We start from the raw sequence: 25,824 nt of genomic DNA, 5'->3' as shown, positions 1-25,824 counted from the left end.
ATAAAGTCAGGCTGGCAACTGATTACACAAGAATTTCACCTTGAAATCGCAACAAAATAGAAAGATTACGATTTAACAAAAATCAGATGTAGGACACATTCTTGTAATAAAATTACAAATATAGTGTTTAGCAAAGGATTTGATTAACTTATCGCTAACTATAAATGGGGTTTTTTATGTCAACACAACAAGAGATCGGCGCATTAAAGAAGTTTGTAAGAGCGACGAACTTTCTGGCAACGTCACAGATTTACTTGAAACAAAATGTACTGCATAAACGTGCACTCGCACATACAGATATTAAACCTAGGCTATTAGGTCACTGGGGAACTTGCCCTGGGATCAACTTCGTTTATGCCAATATCAACCGTCTTATCGTTAAGAATAATCGCTCATTCGTTTATTTAGTCGGCCCAGGACATGGTTTTCCAGCGGTACAAGCTAACTTGTTTATGGAAGGCTCTCTTAGCCACTTCTACCCGGAAACTATTCCCTACAATGAAGAAGGTATCTCAGATATCTGTCGGAAGTTTTCTGCCGCCTATGGTTACCCTTCTCACGCAAACCCTGAAGCGCCAGGACAAATCCTGGAAGGTGGCGAGCTCGGTTATTCGCTCTCAGTAGCCTGGGGATCCGTGCTGGATAATCCAGATTTGATTGCGGCCTGCCTTATTGGTGATGGCGAATCTGAAACCGGTCCCCTTGCCGCTTCCTGGTATGCCAACCGTTTAGTCGACCCAGCCACTAACGGCGCTGTACTACCAATCGTTCATATCAACGGTTATAAGATCTCCGGCCCGACTCGTATGGGTCGCATGAGCCATGAAGAGTTAGATCTCGAATTCCGTGGCCTAGGTTATCACCCAATCATAGTTGACGATCAACTCGAAGAAGATGTCTATGTGCAGATGCTCAATGCCATGGACACCTCTTATGACATGATCACCGAGATTCAGCAGCGCGCGCGCAGCGGTGAAGATGTAGTTAAACCTCGCTGGCCAGTGATCTTGATGCGTACCGCTAAAGGTTGGACTGGTACTGCACAGTACAACGGCAAGAAGCTTGAGGGTAACTGTGAATCTCATCAGGTTATCGTCAACAAGTGTGCCACCGATAAGGGTCATCTAGATGCGCTCGATACCTGGTTAGCCAGCTACAAGTTCCATGAACTTTATTCGATTAACGATAAAGGCGAGCTAATATTCGACCAAGAGATCCAGAGCCTACTTCCCCCTAAACAGCTAACTTGTGGTCAGCAACACTTAAGCTACGGTGGTGAGGTGGTTCGCGCACTGACTAACCCAGATCTATCTAAGCTAGCCTACGGCGCAGAAACCCCTAGAGGGCATCGTGGTCACTCCATGTATAAGATGGGAGAGTGGATGCGCGATGCGATGAAACTCAACCGAGATCAACGCAACTTACGTATCTTTAGTCCAGATGAAACTTACTCAAACCAGCTTCAGGCTGTGTTCGAAGAAACCAACCGTGCCTGGCAGTGGCCCATCGAAGAGTGGGATCAAGACATGGCCCGTGATGGTCGTGTCATAGAGCTACTATCAGAGAATCTACTCTTCGGTATGATGCATGGCTATACAGTGACGGGCCGTCACGCCATGTTCCCTACCTATGAGTCATTCTCTCAAGTCGTCTCCTCTATGGCTGACCAATATTGTAAATATGTCTATGCCAGTCAGGGCGTTCATTTCCGTAAACCTGTACCTGCGTGCAACGTGGTACTCTCCTCACTGCTGGAGCGCCAGGATCACAACGGTTATTCGCATCAGAACCCATCATTCTTAGGCGCTATGCTTGAGAAGCATCCGAAGATCATCTCAGCCTACCTGCCTGCCGACGGTAACAGCACTTTAGTCTACACGGAACGCGCCTATGCTGACCGTGATAAATTAAACATCATAGTTGCCGGCAAGAAAGATCTGCCACAATGGCTAACACTCGATGAAGCACGCCAGCAAGCGAAAGATGGTGTGATGATTTGGGATTTTGCCTCTGACGACAACCCTGATGTGGTTCTGGTTGGTTGTGGTGATTACGTCACCCAAGAAGCCATGGCAGCTCTGGTATTGATCAGAGAGATACTCCCTCGCGTTCGAATTCGTTTCGTCAGCGTCACCGAACTCACCAGTAGCGGTCTTGGTAGCTTAGATTTCCAAAGTAAACCTTGGTTAATGGATGAGGTGTTCACCTCAGACAAGGGGGTTATCTTCAATTACCACGGCTACCCAAATACCATCAAGAAGTTGGTATTTGATTATAAAGGTAATAGAAGATTCAGAATCAAGGGTTATGAAGAGGAAGGTTCAACCACTACCCCATTCGATATGGGTGTCAGAAACGGAACCTCACGCTACCATCTCGTTATCGATATGGCCTACAAGCTATTCCAGCAAGATGTCATCGATGAGACACAACATGTCACCATCACCACAGATATGCTGCAACGTCTGGTAGAACACAGAAATTATATCAAGGCCAACGGTGTCGATCCTATCAGTTTAGAAAACTGGATCTGGACCAGGTAATTAACCGCGAGCAAACGACCCCATAACAACAAGCCAACAAAATGAAGTGCATTCTTATCGAATGCACTTTACTTATGCAATAAAACTATGAAAGTGATGATTTAAATCATTATTACATTGGAAAAAGTTACAATTTACGTAGATAATAGCGCCAGCTAGCAATAAAACCAAAGGAATCCCCTCTAATATGCTTGCGGTGTTTCATCTCTAGATGAAATTGCATTGGGGAATAATAAATAACAAAGGAATTGAAATGATGAACAATACATTGAAAGCTATTCTGCTTACTTCAATGCTCCCATTCGCTGCTAACGCGGCACAAGAACTTACTCCTTGGTATGTAGGTGGCGGTCTTGGCGTAAACAATTACGAGCCAAACTGTGACATGAAGACCATGAAGAGCTGTGGCGAAGATGATCCATACGCATGGGACGTGTTTGGTGGTTACCTTTTCAACGACTACTTCGGAGTTGAGCTAGGTTACCGTGATCTTGGCCGTGCTGAGTGGGTCGATTACGCTAACAAAATGAATGACGTTGGCGCTAAAGGTATGAGCCTTGGAGTCGTAGGATTCTGGCCAATCGCTAACCGCTGGAGCCTATCGGCTGAAGCTGGTGCGATGAACTACCTAATATCGAACAACAAAGAATATGGCACTGAGTATTACAGTGACAGTGGTATTGCACCTTACTTTGGCGCTGGTATCGGTTATAACATCACCGAAAACCTGAAGCTTCAAGCTAAGTATCGTCGTTACGAAAACTTAGATGAAGACAAGTGGAACACACTTGCCATGGAAAGCAACTACTGGGGCCTAGAGCTTAGCTACCGTTTCGGTACTCCAGCTGCAGTTATTGCACCTATTGTTGCCGCAATTGTTGTCGATTCAGATAACGACGGCGTAGCTGACGATATGGATCAGTGTGCTGACACTTCTGCTAATCACCAGGTTGATGCGAACGGTTGTACTGTCTACACAGAAACTACCGAGCAACGCGACGTGGGTTCTATTCAGTTCGCAAATAACTCATCTGCAGTAAAGACTGAGTCTTTCGAGCGCATTGAGAAGCTAGCAACTTACATGAACACTAACCCTAAATCGACTGTGTTGATCTCGGGTCATGCTTCAAATGTAGGTAAAGCTGACTACAACATGATCTTATCAGACAAGCGTGCCAAGGCCGTTGCTAAGATACTTGTTGAGAAGTTTGGCATTAGCCAAGATCGCGTCGAAGCTAAAGGCTTCGGTGTCACACAACCTATTATCCAAGGTAGAAGCGTCGAAGCCAACAAGGCTAACCGTCGTATTGAAGCCCAGGTAACAGGCGTGAAAAGAGAAGCTTTGATCAAGTAATCAAACTCTCTTGCAAGTAACTATGAATCGCTGCCCTGTGCAGCGATTTTTTTATCCAACTCATTCTAGCCAGAATGACTCATCTTCTCTATTTTTAAACAAGACCTTCTTGTGTCACTCATTCTTATCCAAAGTTTAATCATGCTGTAATGATAGAGCTGGATATTATCTATACTAAAAACCATCTGGCACGCTATACTCGCCTCTACCTATTTTTGACTAATATTCAGGGTTAACTTGCTCAACAAAGGCGCTTTTACTGATATTTTACAACTTTCCTGTAATTTTTTTTCATTTACGGTTGGAAATATCATCAAAATCGCTTCTAATACCCACCTGCAATCACAAACCTTAAGCTGCTTCTTAAGAAGGATGTTATTTATATGGCTAATACACTCGAGCAATTGAAATCTTTTACCACCATAGTCGCCGATACAGGGGACATTGAGGCCATCAAGCGTTATCACCCACAAGACGCCACGACCAACCCGTCTCTCATTTTAAAAGCAGCCCAGATCCCAGATTATGGCCATCTAATCGATAACGCCATTACTTGGGCTAAATCACAAAGTGATGAAATTGAGCAACAACTCGAAGATGCCGGTGACAAGCTTGCTGTTAATATTGGTGTAGAGATCTTAAAGATAGTTCCAGGTCGTATCTCCACTGAAGTAGACGCAAGACTCTCTTTCGACCGTGCCGGTTCAATCGATAAAGCCCATAAGCTGATTAAACTGTATCAAGAAGCTGGCATAGATAAGTCACGAATTCTGATCAAACTAGCTTCAACATGGGAAGGCATATGTGCCGCTAAGCAGCTAGAGCAAGAAGGCATTAACTGTAATCTAACCTTGTTATTCTGTTTTGCCCAAGCCCGTGCTTGTGCAGAAGCTGGTGTTTACCTTATCTCTCCGTTTGTCGGCAGAATCTTAGATTGGTATAAGAAGGATACTGGTCTGGACTATAGTGCTAGTGAAGACCCAGGTGTTGTGTCTGTTACCGAAATCTACAACTATTACAAACGCCATGGCTTTAACACTGTGGTCATGGGTGCAAGTTTCCGCAACACAGGTGAAATCCTCGAGCTTGCGGGTTGTGATCGTTTAACTATTGGTCCAGCCTTACTCGAAGAGATGGCAAATTCACAGGCTCAAGTAGTTCGTAAACTTGTTCCTGTTGAGGCATCAGCTACTGCCGGTGAACCACTGAGCGAGGCACAATTCCGTTGGGAGTTTAACCAAGATCCTATGGCAGTTCAAAAACTGGCCGAAGGCATTAGAAACTTCGCCATCGACCAAGATAAGCTAGAAGTGATGCTGAAAGACAAACTGACCTCTTAAGGAGTAAGACAGGATGACTGAGCTAACCCAGAGTCAGACTTGGAATGAGCTAAAGGCTCATACCAAGGATTTACCACATATGAGAGTGCTTTTTGAGCAAGATAAACTCAGGTTCGACACTATGTCGACATCGGCTTGTGGCCTATTTTTAGATTACTCTAAAAATAGGGCGAACCAAGAGACCTTATCTCTGTTATTCAAGCTTGCAGAAGAGACCAAGCTAGCGTCTAAAATCAAGGCTATGTTCGACGGTGACGTGATCAATACCACCGAGAAACGTGCAGTGCTACATACCGCACTGCGAGCTAAGCCTGAGCAAAAGATCATTCTAGACGGTATAAATATCGTTGAAGAAGTTCAACAGACTCAAGCTAAGATGGCGACATTTGTCACAGCCATCACATCTGGAAGCTGGAAAGGCTACACAGGCAAGTCGATCACAGATATCGTCAGTATCGGTATCGGCGGTTCCTTCCTAGGCCCTAAGATAGTGTCTCAAGCTCTTAGACCCTACTGGAATAAAGACCTCAATTGCCACTTCGTGGGTAATGTTGATGGTACGTCCATCACCGAGAAGCTTAAGCCTCTCGATGCTGAAACGACTCTGTTTATCATGTCATCTAAGTCTTTCAGCACTCAAGAAACCTTGACCAACACCTTAAGCGCTAAAGACTGGTTTATTAGCAATGGTGCGAGTCAGGCAGATATCGCTCAGCATTTTGTTGCCGTCACCACCAATGTGGCTAAAGCGACTGAATTCGGTATCGATGCCGACAATATCTTCCCTATGTGGGATTGGGTTGGTGGTCGTTATTCACTCTGGTCAGCCATAGGTTTACCTATAGCATTGATGATAGGCATGGATAACTTCCGTGAACTACTCGATGGTGCCCATGAGATGGATAAGCATTTTGCCAACACGCCGCTGTCAGAAAATATGCCTGTGATTATGGGGCTATTTTCACTGCTGTACGGCAACTTCCATAATGCTCAATCCCATGTGGTATTGACCTATGATCATTATCTGAGAGGACTTCCCGCATACTTCCAGCAGCTAGATATGGAGAGTAACGGTAAGTCTGTCACCTTAGATGGCACTCGCGTCGATTTCAGCACTGGGCCGGTCATCTGGGGCGGTGAAGGCACTAACGGTCAACATGCCTATCACCAGCTGTTACATCAAGGCACGGCGCTCATTCCTGCCGACTTTATTATGCCTCTCAAGAGCCATAATCCCTTAGGAGAGCACCATATCCAACTTGCCTCAAACTGTTTTGGGCAAACTCAAGCTCTGATGCAAGGGCGATCTTATGAAGAAGCCTTAGTGGAACTTGAAGGCTGTGACCTCTCAATCGATGAAAAGAGCACCATAGCTAAACATAAAGAGATGCAAGGTAACAAGCCAAGCAATACCATCTTAATGGATAAGCTAACACCTGGAACTCTAGGTTCCCTTATCGCCCTTTATGAACACAGAACCTTCGTTCAAGGCGCTATTTGGGATATAAACTCATTCGATCAATGGGGCGTCGAGCTAGGTAAATCATTAGGCAATGATGTTTTGACCAGACTAGGAGCAGAGAAAGATGCCAGTGAATTGGACTGCTCGAGTAATGGACTTATCAATATGTTCAGGCAACAATCTATCTAGATCACTCTAAAAATAGTCTCATGATAAAAAAGCCAGTTTACACTGGCTTTTTTTTATTCTGTAGTTCATCTATCTAGATACTGCAAATATTCTTCCTACTTAACGTAAAACATTCGACTCTCACACAACAAAACCCTCACAAACAATTAACCAGTTTGAAACATTTATCTTGCACACTATTTTAAAAGTGTGGTATTTATTTGATTGAACAGGAATACAACAACAGGAGGTCACCATGAATCGACTCGATTATGGTAGTGCGCTAGATACTGTGGTAGAAAGACCAAGCCGTTCGAGAAGCTCCAATAAGAAACGCAAATGGCGTGAAATTGAGGCATTGCAAGAGAAGCATCGCTTACTCAGAGAGCTACAGGATATAGATAGTAGCTTCAGTGGTGAATTAGACAACCTCCTGATGTAAAATAATCACATAAGAAGAGCGCATCAGCGCTCTTTTTTGTGTCTGGAACACTTATGTACATTTCCCATGGATGGGTAGAAATTTACTTTGTGTCTGGACTTCACGCAATAAAGAGTTATGTCTCTCTTTATATTAATAATCCATGGGTCAAAGATGCTCCAGGCATCTAATGACATTCCCTCCATCCCTGGAGGTTATGGGTAGAAATTTACTTTGTGTCTGGACTTCACGCAATAAAGAGTTATGTCTCTCTTTATATTAATAATCCATGGGTCAAAGATGCTCCAGGCATCTAATGACATTCCCTCCATCCCTGGAGGTTATGGGTAGAAATTTACTTTGTGTCTGGCCTTCACCCAAGCCATAGCAAGAAGCAAAGAGTTATGTCTATTTCCCAGGAGCTAGGAGCTAGGAAAGTCTAGCCATCCTTAGTGATGTAATCCCTCAACTCCTCAAACAGAACATTATCATTATCACTAAAGAGCGGGTCATCGATAAGTTTCAGTGAACATAAAGCTTGTATCTCCTGCCAATCAGTTTGATCTATCACTTCCGCCCATCGAGGAAAAATGTCTGTTTCTTCGAACAACATATGCTCTTCTTGCAAGATAACATACGCTCTGAGGTCTAATACAAGCTGCTCTCTAGAGACGACGACATCACTTAATATAAGATTTAGTGAGGCCATTAAAGAAGCTGACTCATCAATTAAACCTTGATGTTGTTCAGCAAGTTGTTTAGTCCCCATGTGAGCCGTTTTCTTTAAATAGTAACTATAAATAATATCCTCTAAAGGATGATGGCTATGCTCGGCGTAAGTCTGCATATACTCAACAACATCTCTAATGAGGTTAAAGTTAACCGCTTCCCCTTGAGCTAATCTGTTGTGTTTTACCTTCAGAATATTGAGTAATATCGCCATATGCTTATGATCATGATTAAGCCTTGCCAGCATACTTGCCTCCAAAATCCGAATACCTGATATATACAATACTAGTAAAAAGATTAAATTTTACCCAGTATTTCTAAAGCAATTGTTAAGGCCCTCTGATTAAGCTCAAGCAAACTGGCACTGTTTAAAGTAATTAAATCAAGGGTTCGCTATGGTCACTCTAGGAAACAACACTGGACTCTACGACATTTTTTACCGTCTTTAACGAGCCCTGCAAACGATAGAAGGCGTCTCCGGCCGAGCTGGCTTCTTTTAAGTTTCGCTCCAGCAAGGAAGCAAAATAATGCTCCTGCTCTTCAGTCATATCTAGCACATGGAAGCTGCTACGGATCTCTGTTGTCATTCCAGTTAATGCTGCACTGAACTTCTCGTCATGCTCTAAGATGGCACCGTTGATCTTGCCAAGCAAAGCTTGGATCTCCACAAAAACGTGCTGCAGTGTCTGTTGACGACCAATATCCATCACCCTAGCCTCTAGCCCTTCAACAATAACGGCTATAATATCCCTTAATCGTCCATAGAGGACTTCATCATCTAGCGGCATATTCTTTATCAAGAAGGAGACATGCTTGTCATTACAGATAGTGCGACTACCAAAATCATATAAACGCCCATGCTTATCCAATAACTCCAGTATATTAGCCTCTATAGGGCTGATATCCGCATGCTGGGGGGCAAAATAGTGCACTTCACTATCTCTTATCTCCAGACAAGTATTAAGATTGAGTTGCTGCATCAAGTCGAAGAAGGCATCTGCCAGACTTTGGTAATCTTGGCACAAGAAACATTGCCTAAAAAACTGTAACACGGCGCCATATTGAGCCGACTCGGTCATAGACTGAAATGCCATATTTCTCGACATAGACTCAGCCTGAACGAGTGTATGTCGTTTAGACTGATAGGAAGCCACAGCCTGAACTTTTGCCAGTAACTCTTTTATCTCGAAAGGCTTAGCAATAAAATCCACGGCACTAACGTCATAGGCTCTCAGCCTCTCATCTAAGGTATTCATCCCTGAGACAAAGATCACCGCACAGTCTTTGCCAGATTCAGTGAGTTCTCGACAGAGTTCGATGCCACTCACATCGGGGAGATTGATGTCCATCAACACAAGATCTGGTGTGTTACGCGTTAAAGCTGAACGATATGTCCCCGCTTCATGGAATACCGCAACTTGATAATGTTCATTGAGTACTTCTTGAATGAGCTGACAATAATCTTCATCATCATCTACGACCCATACTAATATTTCCTCCATCACAGCCCCCCTATCAAATAGCTGTCAATCTGCATTGAGATAGCGTCAATACAGCTAACATAGCCTTTATTTATAACCAATTTGTTTATAGCAACTTCATTCATACCCATTACGTCCTTGTGTAGATCTAAATAGACTCTTACCATCGAGAGTAATCAATCACCAGCGAGTAAACTTTTTCTATCTTTGCTGAGAAAACTTGATGACAATCGGTTCTGCCGCAGCGCCTCGACTAAACCCTCGATAACGAAAGGTTTATGCAACACTTAACAAGCGCATTTCCTCGCTACTGGTTAATCCAATATCACCAATAAATCCTGAAATAGACTATTACCATCGAGAGTAATCAATCACCAGCGAGTAAGATTTTTCTATCTTTGCTGAGAAAACTTGATGCCTATCTGTTGCAGCGCCTCGACTAAACCCTCGATAACGAAAGGTTTATGCAGCACTTGATAGGGCATTTCCTCGCTACTGGTTAAGCCAATATCACCAATGAACCCTGAGATAAGCAGCACAGGAATATCCTCCTTAGCACAGAGTTCCTTGGCCAACTCATAGCCATTAATTCCACCAGGCATGAGCACATCGGTTATCAATAATTCAACGCCCTTTAGCCCCGCTTTATATTTTTCCCTCACGACTAAAGGATCGGAATACGCCTCGACCTCCATGCCTAAAATCTCACAATAATCTTTGAGGACACTCAGCAAGTCCACTTCATCATCGACAATCAAGACTTTTAACCTCTGAGATACTTTAGGGGCCTTGTGCCTTTCAACCACGCCCAGCACTGGCCGTCTCTTCTGCTTAGCAACAGGAAACCAGAGCCTGAATTCAGTACCTGAATTATCTGATTCTATGACGCTCATATAGCCATTTGAGCGCTTCACAAAACCATAAACCATGGAGAGCCCAAGCCCAGTGCCATTGCTCTTGTCTTTCGTTGTGAAGAAAGGCTCGAAGATTTTCTCTAATAGATGAGGAGCTATACCCGTTCCTGTATCTAACACTGACACTGTAATGTATTGACCCGCTTCCACCATAGGACGCCCCGTTAAGCCCGGCAGATAGCCTGCCAGAGACTCTCTGCCGCTACGTATGATTATCTGCCCTTCCCCTCCCATGGCATCCCGGGCATTTAAGACTAGGTTTAGTAATGCATCCTCCAGATCCCCACGATCGACCAGAATGTCCTCCAGTTGCTGCCCAGGCTCTAAGATGAGACTTACCTGGGTGGTTAAGGACTTACCTATCAGCTCCTCGATACCTTCGATAACATCATTGACTTGATACAAGTTGGCGCTAAATTGTTCCTGCCTGGAAAACTGCAATAAACGCCTAGTTAAGTCTGTTCCTCTCTGGCACGCCTTGAAGGCAGTAGTAAGATAACGTGCAATGGTCTCTTCACTCGTTTTAAGCTCCATTAGCTCCAGATTTCCCTTCAACACGCCGAGAATATTATTGAAATCATGAGCAATACCACCGACTAATTGCCCCATGGCCTGCATTTTTTGGGTTCGAGCCATGATCTGCTGCAGCTGCTTATGATCAGTAATGTCTCTGCCTACTAGTGCAAACAAGCTGCCATGTTCACTGTGTTCCTCCAAGGCAACCAGATGCATATGCAGCACAGCGGTGTCGTTATCGGCCTTACTACAGATGAGCTCGCCATCAAACTCTCTACGCATATTAATCGCTTGTAGCAGCTCGCTCTCCTGACCACCAGCTGCAGATTGATTCAGCTCATCTTGAAATAACAAGGTGATGGGTTTACCTATGAGTTGACTACGTGGGTAGTGGCTAATGCTGGTCGCCGCGGCGTTGGCGTACATGATGCTCGGCACCCCAAATGGTGAACGGCTGGCGACTAAAATCAGGTCTTCACTATTACTGACTATGGATTGGAACATCTCGCTATCGACACAATTAACGCCTCGGTCTCTCACTCGAGATTGCCACTCCTGAGTCTGCTGGACCAACATGCCCATGATAATATCTGACAAAAGCTCGTTTGAACTTAATAGAAATGCCAACCATTGGTCGCTGGATGAGTGAAAAAATATCTGAATATTGACTCGCTTGGCTGGCCAGATAACAAAAGACTGCCAACGATGCACCATAGGTTCCTGATTATAGAAGGGCCAATCTTTCGCCTCTTTCCATAGGGTCAGATAACGAACCGGATCTCGACACCAGCATGTTGCAGATGCGGGCATATCATCACAGTCCAGTGAGTCTTTAGGAATAATCATTACCGCCTGAGATTGGCTGACTTCCGCCAATATTCGGCACAGAGGCAAGAGTATGTCTTCGCCATTAATGAAGTTTGCTTGTAATTTTCCGAGCTCGGCCAATAGTCTTGGCCAAAAGGAATTTATATCGGTTTGAGAGAATTCTTTAAACACTGTAGAGTCCGTTCCCTATCATCCATGAAGTTATCGCTGCTTCATTTTATGAAAATAATCCAAATAACATAATTGAATTAAAGCATAGTAAAACTTGGATAATTCGCGACAAGATTAGTGACAAAGCTTGTAACTAATTCTTTCTGTTCAACGAAAAGGTTCTGGTTAATGACAGATTCAAGATGGATTGGTGCTCATGTGAGCGCTGCGGGGGGCATACAAAATGCGCCAATTAACGCCAATAAAATAGGTGCCAACGCGTTCGCACTATTCACTAAGAACCAACGAAGATGGCAGGCGGCTCCACTCACTCTAGATCAGATAGAAGGCTTCAAACACAATTGCATAGAAGCCAATATAGCCAGTGAAGGCATACTCCCTCACGACAGCTACTTAATTAATCTTGGTCATCCAGATGCAGAGCAACTGCAGAAATCCAGGTTGGCATTCTTTGAAGAGATGCAAAGATGTGAACAGATGGGACTAACGCTGCTGAACTTTCATCCCGGCAGCCATCTCAGAAAAATAGACATAGATGAATGTTTATCTCGTATCAGCGACTCTATCAATATGGCACTGGATAGAAGCAGCAAGGTCACTGCCGTGATTGAAAATACCGCAGGGCAAGGGTCAAACATAGGCCATAGTTTTGAGCAATTAGCGCAAATAATTGCAGAGGTTGAAGACAAGACACGGGTGGGGATCTGCCTAGATACCTGTCACATGTTCGCCGCCGGCTATGATTTGACCACAGAAGAGGCCTGCCAGCATAGCTTTAAGCTGTTCGATGATATTGTGGGTGATAAATACTTGAAGGCTATGCACTTAAATGACAGCAAGACACCGCTGAACAGCAGAGTCGACAGACATGAGTCTCTGGGATTAGGGCATATTGGCCAAGCCGCCTTTGGCTTTATCATGAACCACCCCGCGACTAAGAGAATCCCTATGGTCTTAGAGACGATTAACTCAGATATTTGGCCTCAGGAAATAAACTGGCTACGGAGCTTAACTAAGGCTGAGTAAACATCATGAGCACTAAAAAGAGGGCCTATGCCCTCTTTTATTTTCTATTTATGTTTTAGCGCGTCAGGTTTATAACACCTTAAACAGATGGGCCTTTAGTTCGGCAAAACTGTTATCTAAGGTGACTGACAAAATTGCTTTATCGGCGACAGCCGCGAGTTCTGGTGGTAAAGGTAAGTTCATACCCAGTTCACGATCGACAACATCTTTAAATTTAGCCGGGTGAGCAGTGCCGAGAAAGATGCCTTTCTCACCTGGTGTCATCGTCATATTCAAAGCCTGAGCGGCAATAGCTGCGTGGGGCTCCGACAGATAACCCGCATCATTTAACTGTTTCAATGCTGTGGAAGTATCAGCTTCTGACAGTGCCACACCTGAGATGTCCGCCAGTGACCAGTTCATCTTCTCTATGATGGCTTCGACTCTGGGCCAATTACTCGGCTCGGCAACATCCATGGCATTGGACATAGTGCCGACCGTCGCATTAGGTAACCAATCACCCTTTTCTAAGTAACGTGGCACGGTATCATTGCTGTTGGTTGCTGCAATAAAGCGTTTAACCGGTAAGCCCATGGCTTGAGCGAACAGACCTGCAGTTAAGTTACCGAAGTTACCACTAGGCACTGAGATAACCGGATCTTGATCATGTTGGCGCTTAAACTGAGCCACGGCTTCAAAGTAGTAACAAATTTGAGCCAGCAGACGACTGATATTGATGGAATTAGCCGAGTTAAGATGCAAACCATCACGGATATCACTATCTTCGAATGCTCGCTTTACCAACGCCTGACAGGCATCGAAATCCGACTCCACTGCGACAGTATGTATGTTGTCACCTAAGGTAGTGAACATTTTCTCCTGCAGCAGGCTTATCTTTCCCTTGGGGTAGAGAACAACTACCTTGATCTTGTCTAAACCAAAGAAGGCATCCGCAACCGCAGCGCCGGTATCACCAGAAGTAGCAGTCAGGATATTAATTTTATCGTCTGCTGCCAGCTCATTTAAGCATTGAGCCATAAACCTGGCACCAAAGTCTTTAAAGGCTAAGGTAGGTCCATGAAATAACTCTAAACAGTGTCTGTTATCATCAACTTTTGCCAACGAAAGCTCAAAATTAAATGCTTTTTCAACCAAACGGTCCACTGTATCTTGTCCCAGCTCAGAGGCTAGCCAGGCGCCCAATATTTTTTGACATCGTGCCACAAACGGCAGTGCCAGTAGCGAGTCGACATCATCCAATACTGGGATAGAGGTTGGAAAGAAGAGCCCTCTGTCTTTGCCTAAACCTTGCTTAAGCGCTTGGGTAAAACTCACCACCTGAGAAGGATGTTTTAAATTGTACAATTCCATAATAGATAACCTTAATCCTAAAACTTATAAATTGTTAAACTAGTCGGTTCTGCGAGTCCCTTGGACATCGATTTTACAGATATGAGAGAAGCCGCCCTGCTGGAGATAATTTTCCTCAAGCCAAGTTTGCGCCTTTTTCGCCGTCTGTAAATTATCTGTGATAGAGAAAAGTGTCGGACCACTGCCTGAAATCCCACTCGTCAGCATACCAATCTCAGCCAATGCAGCTCTGGATTCTTCATAACCAGGAATCGCCGCGGCGCGATAAGGTTCGGCCAACACATCTTTAAGCACAGAGATAGCTAACTTGGGATCTTGTTGATAGGAAGCATGGACGAAAGCACTTAAATATCGACCAAAATCGATAGCCACCGACTTATCATATTGCTTTGGCAAGAGGTCACGCATCTTAGCCGTCGAGAGTGAAATCCCAGGATAAGCCACCAGCCAATACCAGTCATCGAATGTAGGGATAGCGTCACAAAGCTTAGACTGAGTGCCCAACATCAACTGCATACCACCTAAATAACTGGGGGCAACATTATCATAATGAACTGAGCCACTTATTTTTCCCTCGAACTCCCCCATCAGACGCAGCAGCGCTTGCTCATCATAGGGATTATCGAAATATTCATTCAGTGCATAAATCGCTGCCACTACTGAGCTGGCACTGGAACCTAAACCGCTACCCACTGGCAGGTTCTTCTCTAACACTAGGGCCAGACCATCCTTTCTATTGAGTTGCTTGAGAAAGAAATCGGCGCATTGATAGACGATATTATCTTGCGGATTTTGGGGCAGCTTATCGGCCCAATGACCCGCAAGAGACAGATGTATGCCAGCATCAGCCGAACTGATCGATACTCGGTCCCCCAGCAGACTGCCGTCAATCGGTGCTAAAGCGGCACCGAGTAGGTCAAAGCCAACACCTACGTTCCCCATAGAAGCTGGCGCATATACAGTTAAACTCATGACATCACCTCAAGCACTTCAACTTGGTAAAATCCAAATCCAACCTCAACATGATTACCCATGCAAGCTTGTGCTATATATATATTCAGACTCATGACATCACCTCAAGCACTTCAATTCCATTGCGGTGAAATCCAACGCCAACATGATTCCCCATGCAAGCTTGTGCACTATTCATATTCAGACTCATGCACTCATCTCCCGAGTCCAGTTCAGAGTCCTGAGAAGATCGGCAAAGGCGCCGGCGGCGGTCACGTCAGTGCCCGCACCATAACCTCTGAGCACGAATGGAATGGGCTGATAATAACGACTATAGAAAGCCAGCGCATTCTCGCCACCTTTAACGCTATATAAGGGATCTTGAGCATCCACTTCGGCTATTTTAACCCGACAACCGTCATCATCTATCTGGCCTACATAGCGCAGTACCTTGTCTTCACTCTTGGCTTTTTCAACCCATTGGGCCATCTGCTGATCCAACTTAGGTAGATTCGCCATAAAGGTTTCCACATCGCCACTGGCATCGAATGATTCGGGTAAAATAGCTTCTATCTGGATATCTTCCAGCTCCAGATCTAGGCCGACTTCACGAGCCAGAATGAGTACTTTTCTGGCGACATCCATGCCACTAAGATCGTCACGAGGATCAGGCTCAGTGAAACATTTATCTCTGGCAATACCCGTTGCCTCAGACAGAGACATCCCCTCATCTAACATGCCGAAGATGTATGACAAAGAACCGGATAATATGCCATTAAACTTAAGCAACTTATCGCCGGCAAACAGGAGCTTCTTCAGGTTATCGATAACAGGTAGCCCGGCACCGACCGTTGTTTCATACAGAAACTGTCTACGCTGTTTGAGTGCCGTTTCACGCAGTGCACGGTAATAAGCGATATCTCGGGTATTAGCCTTCTTATTGGGTGTTACCACGTGCAGACCCGCATTCATCACATCGATATAACGGTCTGATACCTGCTCACTGGAAGTACAATCCACCAACACTGGGTTTAGTAGCTGCTCCTCTTTAGCCCATTTAAGCATCTGCTCCATATCCCATTGAGTCTGACTATCTGCGAGTCGTCCCTGCCACTCGTTGAGATTAACGCCTTTGGCATCGAGTACCATGTAACGAGAGTTAGCAATACCGCAAACCCTGATGCTGATATTCTCCTGCTTTAACATCTGTTTTTGCTGCTTAATCTGTTCCAGTAACCCGGCGCCTACGTTGCCACAACCAACGAGGAATACATCCAGGTAATGCTGAACATCGAAAAAACACTGATGACAGGCTGAGATCGCATGCTTAGTCTTACGCTGCTCGATGACGGTTGAAATTGAACGTTCAGAGGAGCCCTGGGCGATGGCAATGATATTCACTGTCGCCTGAGCAAGAGCCTGGAAGAATTTACCGGCCACGCCTTTATGGGTGCGCATGCCGTCACCGATGAGCGACACTATGGCTAAATCATGGCGCATCTCGATGGGCTCGAGAATGTCACTCTTAAGCTCAAGTTCAAACTCAAGCTCTAATGAATCTTTGGCTTTTTCTGCATCATGAGTACTGATACAAAAGCTGATGCTATATTCAGATGAGCTTTGGGTGATCAATGAAATGGAAATGCCGGCACGAGAGATAGCCCCTAAGGTGCGACTCGCCATGCCCACCATGCCTTTCATCCCAGGTCCTGAGATATCAAACATGGTTTGATCATCTAAATTAGAGATGGCTTTGACATTTAAACCACTCTTATCGGCTTCATTTGAAACTAAGGTTCCCGGCGCTTTAGGGTTAAAGCTATTACGGATATAACAGGGAATGTGGTACTGAGCGATAGGTGATATGGTCTTGGGATGCAGTACTTTAGCACCAAAATAGGATAACTCCATCGCCTCTTGATAACTCAGCTGAGAAAGTAATTTAGCATCGCTGACCACGCGGGGATCGGTATTATAGACACCATCCACATCAGTCCAGATCTCACAACATGATGCATCGATACAAGCTGACAATACCGCAGCAGAGTAATCTGAGCCATTACGGCCTAAGATCACAGTTCGTCCTTGCTTATCGCCGGCAGTAAAGCCTGGCATAACCCAGACTCGATATTCATCTAAATTAATCTTACTAAAACGCGCCTTACTCGACTCGATATCGACCAAGGACTCCAGCGGATCTCCGGTACCCAGAAGTAAGTCTTGAGGCACGAGTTGCTGTGAGCTAAGGCCCTTAGATTTCATCAGCTGTACCATAAGCGCGGCAGACAGCTTCTCACCGCCCACTAAAATCTCAGCTCTCACGAAGTCAGGACACTCTTTAAGCAAGCTAATACCTAATAGCTTGTTATCCCAAAAACTGAGTTGCTGTACCAGCTTCTCCATCAGAGACTCGAGTTGTGATCCTTGTAATACCCCAGAGGCTTCTTGATAGAGATGACTGAACACAGACTCCACATTTCCAAGCACGCCTTTATAGTCTCCACCACTCATGGCGACATCAACCATCTCCAGCAAAGCGTTAGTCACTGTGGCCGGAGCCGATAACACTAGGGCTACCGCTTCTTCTTTTGCTGTATCGGCGACTATGTCTGCTGCTGTGTTAAATCGTTGCCAATTGGCCAGCGAGGTACCACCAAATTTCATAACTTTCATATCTTCTCCTTGTACCACGCTACCTTAAGAAACAAAAAAGCCCGCTCCTTGGTGTGGGAGCGGGCTGTTGTTTACATTCTGTTAGAGTATGTTCAGCCTGCCCCCACGATAATTATCGTGGTGGTTGTAATAATGGTCGTTACAACTGAGTTCAGGCTTAGCATTATAAAAACGTACTCATCCAAAAAGTTTAAAATCTATGAATACAGAATTGCTTTTTTATTAGGTGTGTGTCAACCCTTGATTAGCAAATTAATCAAAAAACACTATTTAGATGCGTTTGTTAGCTAATACTCACTAGATTAACAGCCTCCTAGATGATTTCAGCCTTCATAAAGCCTAAAGCCTTAAACAAACAAAGTTTACGGCAACGTAAAGAAAGCTCTATTGCATTGTTAAATAAAGATTTAATAAAACATAAAATTTTTAATCATGAGTAAACTAGCTTAAATATGCCTTGAACAGGATGATATAGATATAGCGAGTAAAATGATGAGTTTCCTCTTACATCCTCACCTAGATGCACTATGAATTTTATCGCATAAAATATAACTAACTAATCATTTCTAGTACTTTGTCCCAGTAAAGCTCATATAAACCTAAACAAGACATGGCTTTTTTTAATCGTGAAGCTCATAGCATAAGCAGATTCAAATCATCGCTAACTCATAAGAACCACGCTAGAATGCGCGCATATTTTGAATTGGAGGCGATATGAAAATCACCCAACACAGCACTGTTAGCATCCACTACCGTTTAACTGATGAAAAAGGTGAGTTAATTGAAGACTCCTTCGATGGCGAACCTATGCTTTATCTTCATGGTGCCGAGCAAATGATCCCCGGCTTGGAAGCTGAACTTGAGGGTAAAGTTGCAGGTGACAAATTGGAAGTAACCATAGGTGCAGAAAATGGTTATGGCCCTTATCATGACGGACTACGTCAAGAAGTCCCCTTGAGTGCATTTGGTGATATAGAAGATATCGTTCCTGGCATGCGTTTCATCGCTGACACAGAAATGGGACAACGTCCTGTTCAAGTCAAAGAAGTTAAAGATGATGTTGTCGTTGTCGACGGTAACCACCCTTTAGCCGGCCAGTCACTGCATTTCAGCGTCGAAGTTCTGGAAGTTCGTGAAGCCACTGCCGAAGAGATCGCCCATGGTCATGAGAACTCTAGTGCTGAACATACTCATAGCCACGAAGGTGGATGTTGTGGTGGCGGTTCCGATCACAGCCATGAACACAGTAATAAACAATCTTGCTGTGGAGACTCAGCACATAGTCACCAAGGTGATTCTTGTAGCGAGAAAAAAGATGAGCCTGTAAAAGAGGGCTGTGATGGCAATGGCGGCTGCGGCTGTAAGAGCTAACCTCTGCCTTATCAGTTAAGCAGCGAGTTAATATCCTGCTTATAAATAATTGATATGAACCTGTTACATCTTAAAAGGTGTTGCAGGTTTTTTTTACTCTATACTATTCAATATTCAATTAGCGACGGATCCGCAACCATTTAAACAAAGGACTGTTTTATGTTAACCAAACCTATGTACGAAATCCTCCCAGTTAGCTATATGACCATAGGCGTAACTAGCTTGCTCATGTTTGATCAAGACTATGCAATAGCTTCAGCCTTAGTTATGTTCACCTTAGGGGCTAAAATTTACAATATGCGCTCACAGAACAGGCGCACAGATCCCCTGAAAAAACGTAAATCTGGCACACTTCCCAGCTCAATCTATGATGCGAGTCCCTTCATATATCTGCTACTCGCTACTCTTGTGTTCAAGATGTCCCCATCAGGAATTGGACCCGTTATAGGCATTTCGCTAATGACTTACTCTCTGTATATCTTAGTCCGACGTGCATCAAACAGGCGTCACCGTTTACACGCCTCTCAGGAGTTTAATCAATATTAATTGCGACTCGACTATTCAAGTATTGCTTCAAGATCACCCCATCAGGAATTGGACCCGTTATAGGCATTTAGCTAATGACTTACTCTCTATACATATTTGTCCGACGTGCGTCAAACAGGCGTCACCGTTTACACGCCTCTCAGGAGTTTAACCAATATTAATTGCGACTCGACTATTCAAGTATTGCTTCAAGATCACCCCATCAGGAATTGGACCCGTTATAGGCATTTCGCTAATGACTTACTCTCTGTACATATTTGTCCGACGTGCGTCAAACAGGCGTCACCGTTTACACGCCTCTCAGGAATTTAACCAATATTAATACTCGACTATTCAAGTATTAATAATTTAATTTTTTGTCTTTGATCTTCTGTCATACTTTTCAAATAGTTTGAGCAACGTGTAATGGTTGCTATGCTAATTTGAAATTCACTGGCGATCTGACGTTGACTCAAGTCGCCTTTGAGCAGAGCTTGAAACACCTTGAGTCGACTGGCAATGGCACTACGCTCATCTTCTGTGAGTAACAGCTCAAACAACTCCAGCAGCGCATTGTGATCGTGGTGAGTCACCACCTTCTCTAACACCAATCCCCATTCAGCTCTCATAAACCCTCTAACGTACTGGTCAACCATTACGTTAGTGTATCAACAAATACGCCTAAGCCAAACCATTCCAAGTAAATTACGCAGAGATTTACTCACAATTAAACATGAGTCATAAATTGTTGCATCTTTACATACAAACCCTTGAAATTTACCATGGTATATGGACATGAAAACAGCATACAATATCGAGTGAACATCACATAATCAGAATAATTCGTGAGAGCAATGCAATGAATAATAAATTAAAAATGACCGTTTTGGCATTGGTATCGAGTGCCATTTTGTCTACAGCAGTACAGGCTGGTAACTTTAAAGAAGCCGATGATGCGATACATTACCGCCAATCTGCCTTCAGCCTTATGGCGCATAACTTCGGTGACATGGGTGCCATGCTGAAAGGTAAGAAGCCATTTGACTCAGAAATTTTCACCATGCGCGCCGAGAATGTTGCCGCACTATCTAAACTTCCTCTGGAAGGTTTTATCCAAGGTTCAGATCTGGGAGACACCGAAGCCTTAGCAAAAATCTGGACTGATAAGTCTGACTTTGACGCTAAAATGGTAAGCCTGCAGGACAATGCTGCTGCGCTGCTTCTCGCTTCGGCATCTGACGATAAAAAATTGCTAAAGCAATCTTTTATGAAAGTAGCTAAGAGCTGTAAAGGTTGTCATGACGTCTACAAGAAAGATTAATCCATAAGCTTTCTTATACCGATTGGTATTATATCAATCCATAAAAAAGGCCAGAGTCTGATGAACTCTGGCCTTTTTTATGCCTGCTCGTTAGCAGGCATAGCTTGTCATCACAACATCTGTACAAGGGGTAAAATGAGATAGTTACCCACAACTCCAGCCAGAACAGCAAATACCAGTAAGGCTATAAAGAAAGATCTGAATACTAACCTTGCCTCTGATAGCTCGGCTACCTTCTTATAGCCAGTGATCATTGGCAAAATAAGCTTATCGCCTTTCAACGTATGTACCAGCACAGCCATGACATGTATCGAGGCTAACAATAAGATGAAATTGAATGTTTGTTTATGTAGCCAGGTCAACCACAAGGCTGTTTCATGTGAGACATACGTATAAAGTGGGCCTTCGGTAAAGATATCGTCAGTCGCAAACAGTCCACTTGATAGCTGAAGCGCCACAATACCGATTAAAGCCAACACCATATAACCACCTAACGGGTTATGGCCTATGCTTGGCGACACCCCATGATGCTTGATGTTAGTGATATATTGGAACACTGTTTTGGGATGCTTGATAAAATGACTGAATCTGGCTGTATCACTGCCAACTATTCCCCAGATGATTCGAAATACAATCAGTACTAGCATCGAATAAGCCATTACCTGATGCCATACCAACTCTCCAGCATCTGCCGACCACCATAATCCCCCTAACAGGCCTATCATTGCCCAATGGAATACTCTTGTTGGGATATCCCAAACTCTAACTTTATTATTCATTTTTTACCTAGTAAAAATCTAACGTGTAAACACCATAGTGGATGTTTAAAAGATACGCGGCAGATGATATTGGAAGAGGATTTGCTAGGCAAGTCTAAATAAGTCACTCGAGTTATCCATTCAAATATGAGCCTGTTTTAATCTGCTTTCAAGGATTTTCTAACAGATATTTACTAAAAATGTCTGACTGAGTAAATTAAAGGCTAACGAGCCAAAATCATCAAAAAACGTGATCTAGATCACGACTTTTACTCCTGAGCTTGCTAGTCTGAATTCAAGGAAACAACAAAAGGTTCTACATTATGACAAAGATCACAAGCAAACACCTTGAAGTTACTCCACTTATTCGTGAACGTATTCAAACACGTTTAGAGAAGCTCTCTAGGCATGATATACAGCTCATCAATCCCCATGTGATCATCGTTCAAGAGAAGCTGCAGTTTAAAATCGAAGCATCTGTAGGCATTCCAGGTCATAAGCTTTTCGCCCAAGCCAAACATGAAGATCTTTACTCTGCCATCAACGCCATGGGACAGAAGCTTGAGAAACAGCTAAACCGTCAGACCCATAAACCTGAGGCTCAGCGCTATACCTGCCTAAAAACAGATGATGAAACCTTAGCTTATGGCTTTAAAGGTGACTTCGAAGCAGATTATGCAGCCTGAATCCTCGATGATTCAGCTCATTTCAAACATACACTAGGTACTTTTTAAAACGGTCGATTGGCGTCCAAAAAAACCGACGAAAAATCGACCGCTATAAGCAGCGAAACCCTTACACCATGCTACTATTAAGGTATGGTGAAGATAAGTAAATGATCTAAACCAATTCGGAGGCTAAAACCATTTCACTTGCTAGATAGGCGTAAAATTGTCACCTAGGATGCTTAGTAATTAGCAATAAATGGTGACAGGCTCATGGGCTAACATTCGCCTAGTCATAAGAGGAACATCTCTATCAGAGATGTATATTGGACAAATAGTCTAACTTTCCACAACTTAGGTGGTGAAGTGTCACTAAGATCCATAATTAGAGAAAGGATAATTATCGAGTTTGGGAAACTTAGCAAGTTAGTTTGTACAAGGGAACGGGCATAGAAACGCCACTATGCAGCAATCGCTAATCACAATAGCTTCTGCAATGCATTAGGCCAATAAGCTAAAAACAGCTAACACGCCCGATTTTTGTAAAATACGCATCTCACTAAGGCTTTTGACTAGGTTAATGGCAGCAGTGAATAGAAACATGTACAAAGAGAGACCATTGACCGGGATGCGGTGAAATCAAGGCTCCACTTTCTATCATAAATGGTAAAGTGAAAGATGAGATTTCCATTATAAAATCAGAAGGTATATAGACAAATAAAACGTTATACGTGTAATGCTAAATATACATGGGTACGGGCAATATAAAGCGCCACTATGCGGCAAATGCTATGACAACAGCAACGCATTCGGCCATTGAGCTAAAAACAGCCATAAAGCCTGAACAGTTTATGATATCGGATCCATATTTTGTTAGAGATATCGAATGAAGCTAAGATCTCGCTTCCCTCTTCACGAGGATTAGAAGCGAAAGATTGAAGATTCAATCACAATTAGGAGGCATTCTCAGTTTGATTTTTTATTCATTTCATCCCAAAGCGCACCTCAGGTGCGCTTTTTTAATTCTAAGTTTATTGAGTCGTATAAAATCTTATCTTTAATTATGCATAAATTTTCATTGACACTAGAGTGTACGGGCTTTAATTTGTACAGATGAAAATATTCAGCAATCACTTTTTTACTTTCTTTTTTATTCCCCCCATCTAGGGAGGCGGAATTTCGGTGTAAAAACGAAAGTGAAAATTCCAGAGCCTCCCTTAGGGAGGCTTTTTTGTAACCAATTTTTGTAGAAGCGACATTGAGGGCAATATGAGCAAACCACAAGCTTTAAACCAGACCCGTGAACAGATCACAGCTTTAGATAAAGATCTATTGGCACTCTTGGCTAAACGTCGTAACTTAAGTCTGGATGTCGCTCGCAGTAAAGAGATAGATATTCGCCCCATCCGCGATACTCAAAGAGAAAAAGAGTTGCTGGCCAGATTGGTCAAAGAGGGACGTACCCAAGGGCTAGATGCACATTATGTCATCTCTCTCTACCAGAGTATTATCGAAGATTCAGTACTGAACCAACAAGCTTACCTACAAGGCAGAGCCAACCCAGACAGTCAAAAGCAGCAATATTGTATCGCTTACCTTGGCGCGAGAGGCTCATACTCCTATTTAGCGGCAAGCCGTTACTGCGACAGACGTCAAGTCGATATGCAAGACCTAGGCTGTAAGAGTTTCGACGAGATAATTCAATCGGTAGAATCCGGCCACGCCGATTATGGCTTCCTTCCTATCGAAAATACTTCATCGGGATCAATCAATGAAGTTTATGATGTGCTCCAGCACACCAGTCTTGCAATCGTTGGCGAGACCACCATAGAAGTCGGTCACTGCCTGCTAGCCAAGAGCGGCGGCACGAGCAAAGAGATAAAAACCGTCTATGCTCACCCACAGCCTATCAGCCAGTGCAGTCGTTATCTAAGTTTACACCCTGAATTTAAACTCGAATATTGCTCAAGCAGTGCCGAAGCCATGGATAAAGTGATGGAGAGCGATGATTCGAGTGTTGCCGCAATTGGCAGTGCTGAAGGGGGCGCCCTCTATCAGCTCGAATCGATACAAAATGATTTGGCTAACCAGAAAATTAACCAGAGTCGCTTCATCGTCGTTGCCCGAAAAGCAATTGCCGTACCTGAGCAACTTCCGGCTAAAACCACACTCATCATGGCTACCGGCCAGAAGCCTGGAGCCTTAGTTGAAGCCCTATTGGTACTCAAGGCCCATAACCTCAACATGAGCAAGCTTGAATCCCGCCCTATTCCTGGCACGCCTTGGGAAGAGATGTTTTACCTAGATCTCGATGCCAATCTATCCAGCTCAGAGATGCAATCAGCCCTCAAAGAGCTGGAGCGTATTACCCGTTTCATTAAAGTTTTAGGCTGTTACCCCTGTGAAACTGTTAACCCTACGCAACTTTCCAACAGTCAGCTTATGATTGAGCCAGATACCAGCAGAGCACAAAACGTCAATAATAACCGGGATAAGCAGGCTAGCCCTCAGCGCTTACGTTCGGCTAAGGAGCATAAACAAGATGCTTCGCAGATCACTTGTGGCCAGTTACAAATTGGTGGTGGCCAGTTCGGTGCATTAGCACTTATGTCATTACCCCAAGATAGTGAGCTATTTAGTCAAAAAGCCAAGTCACTGAAAGAAGCAGGCTTTCAAGCAGTCATCCTAGAAGGTCTTTCACGTCAACATGACGCAGGATACAATATTCTCGCCTTTAAGAAGTCTCTCTATCAGTTTGGCTTGGAGTGTATTATCTCGGTTGAACACGAAATAGAGCTAAAGTTAGCAGCCGAGCATGGCACCTTATTATTGATAACGGGTAAGCAGATGCATAACCACAGCCTGCTGAAACAAGTAGGCTGTCTGCATATGCCTGTGATTCTTGAGCGTAATACTATGGCAAGCGTTGAGGAATATATTGATGCTGCAGAAATGATCTTAAGCCGAGGGAATCAACAGCTAATATTGTGTGAATCAGGGATCAGAACCTTCAATGATTCGGTCAAACCCGCACTGGACTTAGCCGCATTAGTAGAGTTAAAGGGGCTATCTCACCTGCCGATCTTAGTGAATCCAAGTTATGCCTCTGCGCCAACGACACTGATGGCACACTCAATAGCTGCCAAGCAACTGGCTGCCGATGGCCTGGTACTCAACTTCTCAGCGAATAATGAAACCTTCGACACCGAGTTACAAATATGCGGTGAGGTCCTAAGAAAGCTGTATCAGTAAGCTAT

18 protein-coding genes, 1 pseudogene and 1 other annotated feature are annotated in these 25,824 nt (G+C 44.0%); of the genes and pseudogenes, 11 read left to right on the top strand and 8 right to left on the bottom strand.

Annotation, left to right across the window (positions count from 1 at the left end; translation table 11 throughout):
• The first annotated feature begins 176 nt into the window (after positions 1-176).
• From SVI_RS04640 to SVI_RS04620, 5 genes are all read left to right on the top strand, one after another.
• Positions 177-2,543, top strand: coding sequence for a phosphoketolase family protein (locus tag SVI_RS04640; protein ID WP_041419688.1), 2,367 nt, complete (start codon positions 177-179; stop codon positions 2,541-2,543).
• Between the two features lie 253 nt (positions 2,544-2,796).
• On the top strand, positions 2,797-3,897 hold the full coding sequence (locus tag SVI_RS04635; protein WP_041419687.1) for an OmpA family protein: 1,101 nt from the start codon (positions 2,797-2,799) through the stop codon (positions 3,895-3,897).
• Positions 3,898-4,280: 383 nt separating this feature from the next.
• Positions 4,281-5,237 carry a transaldolase gene (tal, locus tag SVI_RS04630; RefSeq protein ID WP_013050268.1) on the top strand — a complete coding sequence of 319 codons (957 nt, stop codon included), beginning with the start codon at positions 4,281-4,283 and terminating at the stop codon, positions 5,235-5,237.
• Positions 5,238-5,250: 13 nt separating this feature from the next.
• Positions 5,251-6,888: a glucose-6-phosphate isomerase gene (gene pgi / locus SVI_RS04625; protein WP_013050267.1), complete on the top strand. Its 1,638-nt coding sequence runs from the start codon at positions 5,251-5,253 to the stop codon at positions 6,886-6,888.
• A gap of 235 nt (positions 6,889-7,123) precedes the next feature.
• Positions 7,124-7,309: a DUF3545 family protein gene (locus SVI_RS04620; RefSeq protein WP_013050266.1), complete on the top strand. Its 186-nt coding sequence runs from the start codon at positions 7,124-7,126 to the stop codon at positions 7,307-7,309.
• 418 nt (positions 7,310-7,727) lie between these two features.
• Here SVI_RS04620 and SVI_RS04615 read toward each other — a convergent pair whose 3' ends face one another.
• From SVI_RS04615 to SVI_RS04605, 3 genes are all read right to left on the bottom strand, one after another.
• On the bottom strand, positions 7,728-8,264 hold the full coding sequence (locus SVI_RS04615) for a hemerythrin domain-containing protein (RefSeq protein WP_041419686.1): 537 nt from the start codon (positions 8,262-8,264) through the stop codon (positions 7,728-7,730).
• Positions 8,265-8,421: 157 nt separating this feature from the next.
• Entirely contained in the window at positions 8,422-9,519 is a 1,098-nt protein-coding gene (locus SVI_RS04610) for a response regulator transcription factor (RefSeq protein WP_013050264.1), read from the bottom strand.
• Between the two features lie 371 nt (positions 9,520-9,890).
• Entirely contained in the window at positions 9,891-11,927 is a 2,037-nt protein-coding gene (locus tag SVI_RS04605; RefSeq protein ID WP_013050261.1) for a hybrid sensor histidine kinase/response regulator, read from the bottom strand.
• A gap of 168 nt (positions 11,928-12,095) precedes the next feature.
• On the opposite strand from SVI_RS04605, the gene nfo reads away from it, so the two are divergent.
• Positions 12,096-12,953, top strand: coding sequence for a deoxyribonuclease IV (gene nfo, locus SVI_RS04600; RefSeq protein WP_013050260.1), 858 nt, complete (start codon positions 12,096-12,098; stop codon positions 12,951-12,953).
• Positions 12,954-13,022: 69 nt separating this feature from the next.
• On the opposite strand, the gene thrC is transcribed toward nfo, so the two are convergent.
• The 3 genes and pseudogenes from thrC to thrA all read right to left on the bottom strand — a co-directional run bounded on the left by thrC (position 13,023) and on the right by thrA (position 17,927).
• Complete coding sequence (thrC, locus tag SVI_RS04595) at positions 13,023-14,303, bottom strand: threonine synthase (RefSeq protein ID WP_013050259.1); 1,281 nt, start codon at positions 14,301-14,303, stop codon at positions 13,023-13,025.
• A 39-nt stretch (positions 14,304-14,342) separates the two neighbouring features.
• A pseudogene (gene thrB, locus SVI_RS04590) lies at positions 14,343-15,370 on the bottom strand (homoserine kinase).
• Between the two features lie 91 nt (positions 15,371-15,461).
• Positions 15,462-17,927: a bifunctional aspartate kinase/homoserine dehydrogenase I gene (gene thrA, locus SVI_RS04585; protein ID WP_013050257.1), complete on the bottom strand. Its 2,466-nt coding sequence runs from the start codon at positions 17,925-17,927 to the stop codon at positions 15,462-15,464.
• Between the two features lie 714 nt (positions 17,928-18,641).
• Here thrA and slyD point away from each other — a divergent pair.
• Both slyD and SVI_RS04575 read left to right on the top strand, forming a co-directional pair.
• Positions 18,642-19,298: a peptidylprolyl isomerase gene (slyD, locus tag SVI_RS04580; RefSeq protein ID WP_013050255.1), complete on the top strand. Its 657-nt coding sequence runs from the start codon at positions 18,642-18,644 to the stop codon at positions 19,296-19,298.
• A 159-nt stretch (positions 19,299-19,457) separates the two neighbouring features.
• Positions 19,458-19,844 carry a hypothetical protein gene (locus SVI_RS04575; protein WP_013050254.1) on the top strand — a complete coding sequence of 129 codons (387 nt, stop codon included), beginning with the start codon at positions 19,458-19,460 and terminating at the stop codon, positions 19,842-19,844.
• A gap of 329 nt (positions 19,845-20,173) precedes the next feature.
• Here SVI_RS04575 and trpR read toward each other — a convergent pair whose 3' ends face one another.
• Positions 20,174-20,452, bottom strand: coding sequence for a trp operon repressor (trpR, locus tag SVI_RS04570; RefSeq protein ID WP_041419685.1), 279 nt, complete (start codon positions 20,450-20,452; stop codon positions 20,174-20,176).
• 230 nt (positions 20,453-20,682) lie between these two features.
• Between trpR and SVI_RS04565 the strand changes: the two genes are divergently transcribed.
• On the top strand, positions 20,683-21,144 hold the full coding sequence (locus tag SVI_RS04565) for a c-type cytochrome (RefSeq protein ID WP_041419684.1): 462 nt from the start codon (positions 20,683-20,685) through the stop codon (positions 21,142-21,144).
• Positions 21,145-21,254: 110 nt separating this feature from the next.
• On the opposite strand, the gene SVI_RS04560 is transcribed toward SVI_RS04565, so the two are convergent.
• Entirely contained in the window at positions 21,255-21,923 is a 669-nt protein-coding gene (locus SVI_RS04560) for a cytochrome b/b6 domain-containing protein (RefSeq protein WP_013050251.1), read from the bottom strand.
• A 302-nt stretch (positions 21,924-22,225) separates the two neighbouring features.
• Between SVI_RS04560 and hpf the strand changes: the two genes are divergently transcribed.
• Together hpf and SVI_RS04550 are read left to right on the top strand one after the other, a co-directional pair.
• A complete protein-coding gene (gene hpf, locus SVI_RS04555) occupies positions 22,226-22,588 on the top strand; it encodes a ribosome hibernation-promoting factor, HPF/YfiA family (protein ID WP_013050250.1) in 363 nt (120 codons plus the stop codon).
• Positions 22,589-23,687: 1,099 nt separating this feature from the next.
• Positions 23,688-23,803, top strand: a sequence feature (Phe leader region).
• Positions 23,804-23,836: 33 nt separating this feature from the next.
• Positions 23,837-25,819 carry a chorismate mutase gene (locus SVI_RS04550; RefSeq protein ID WP_013050247.1) on the top strand — a complete coding sequence of 661 codons (1,983 nt, stop codon included), beginning with the start codon at positions 23,837-23,839 and terminating at the stop codon, positions 25,817-25,819.
• Positions 25,820-25,824: the final 5 nt, after the last annotated feature.

The sequence above is a fragment of the Shewanella violacea DSS12 genome (assembly GCF_000091325.1).
Lineage (GTDB): Bacteria > Pseudomonadota > Gammaproteobacteria > Enterobacterales > Shewanellaceae > Shewanella > Shewanella violacea.
Note: the sequence above shows the minus strand (reverse complement) of the source record. Positions and strands in the feature narration are given on the sequence as shown.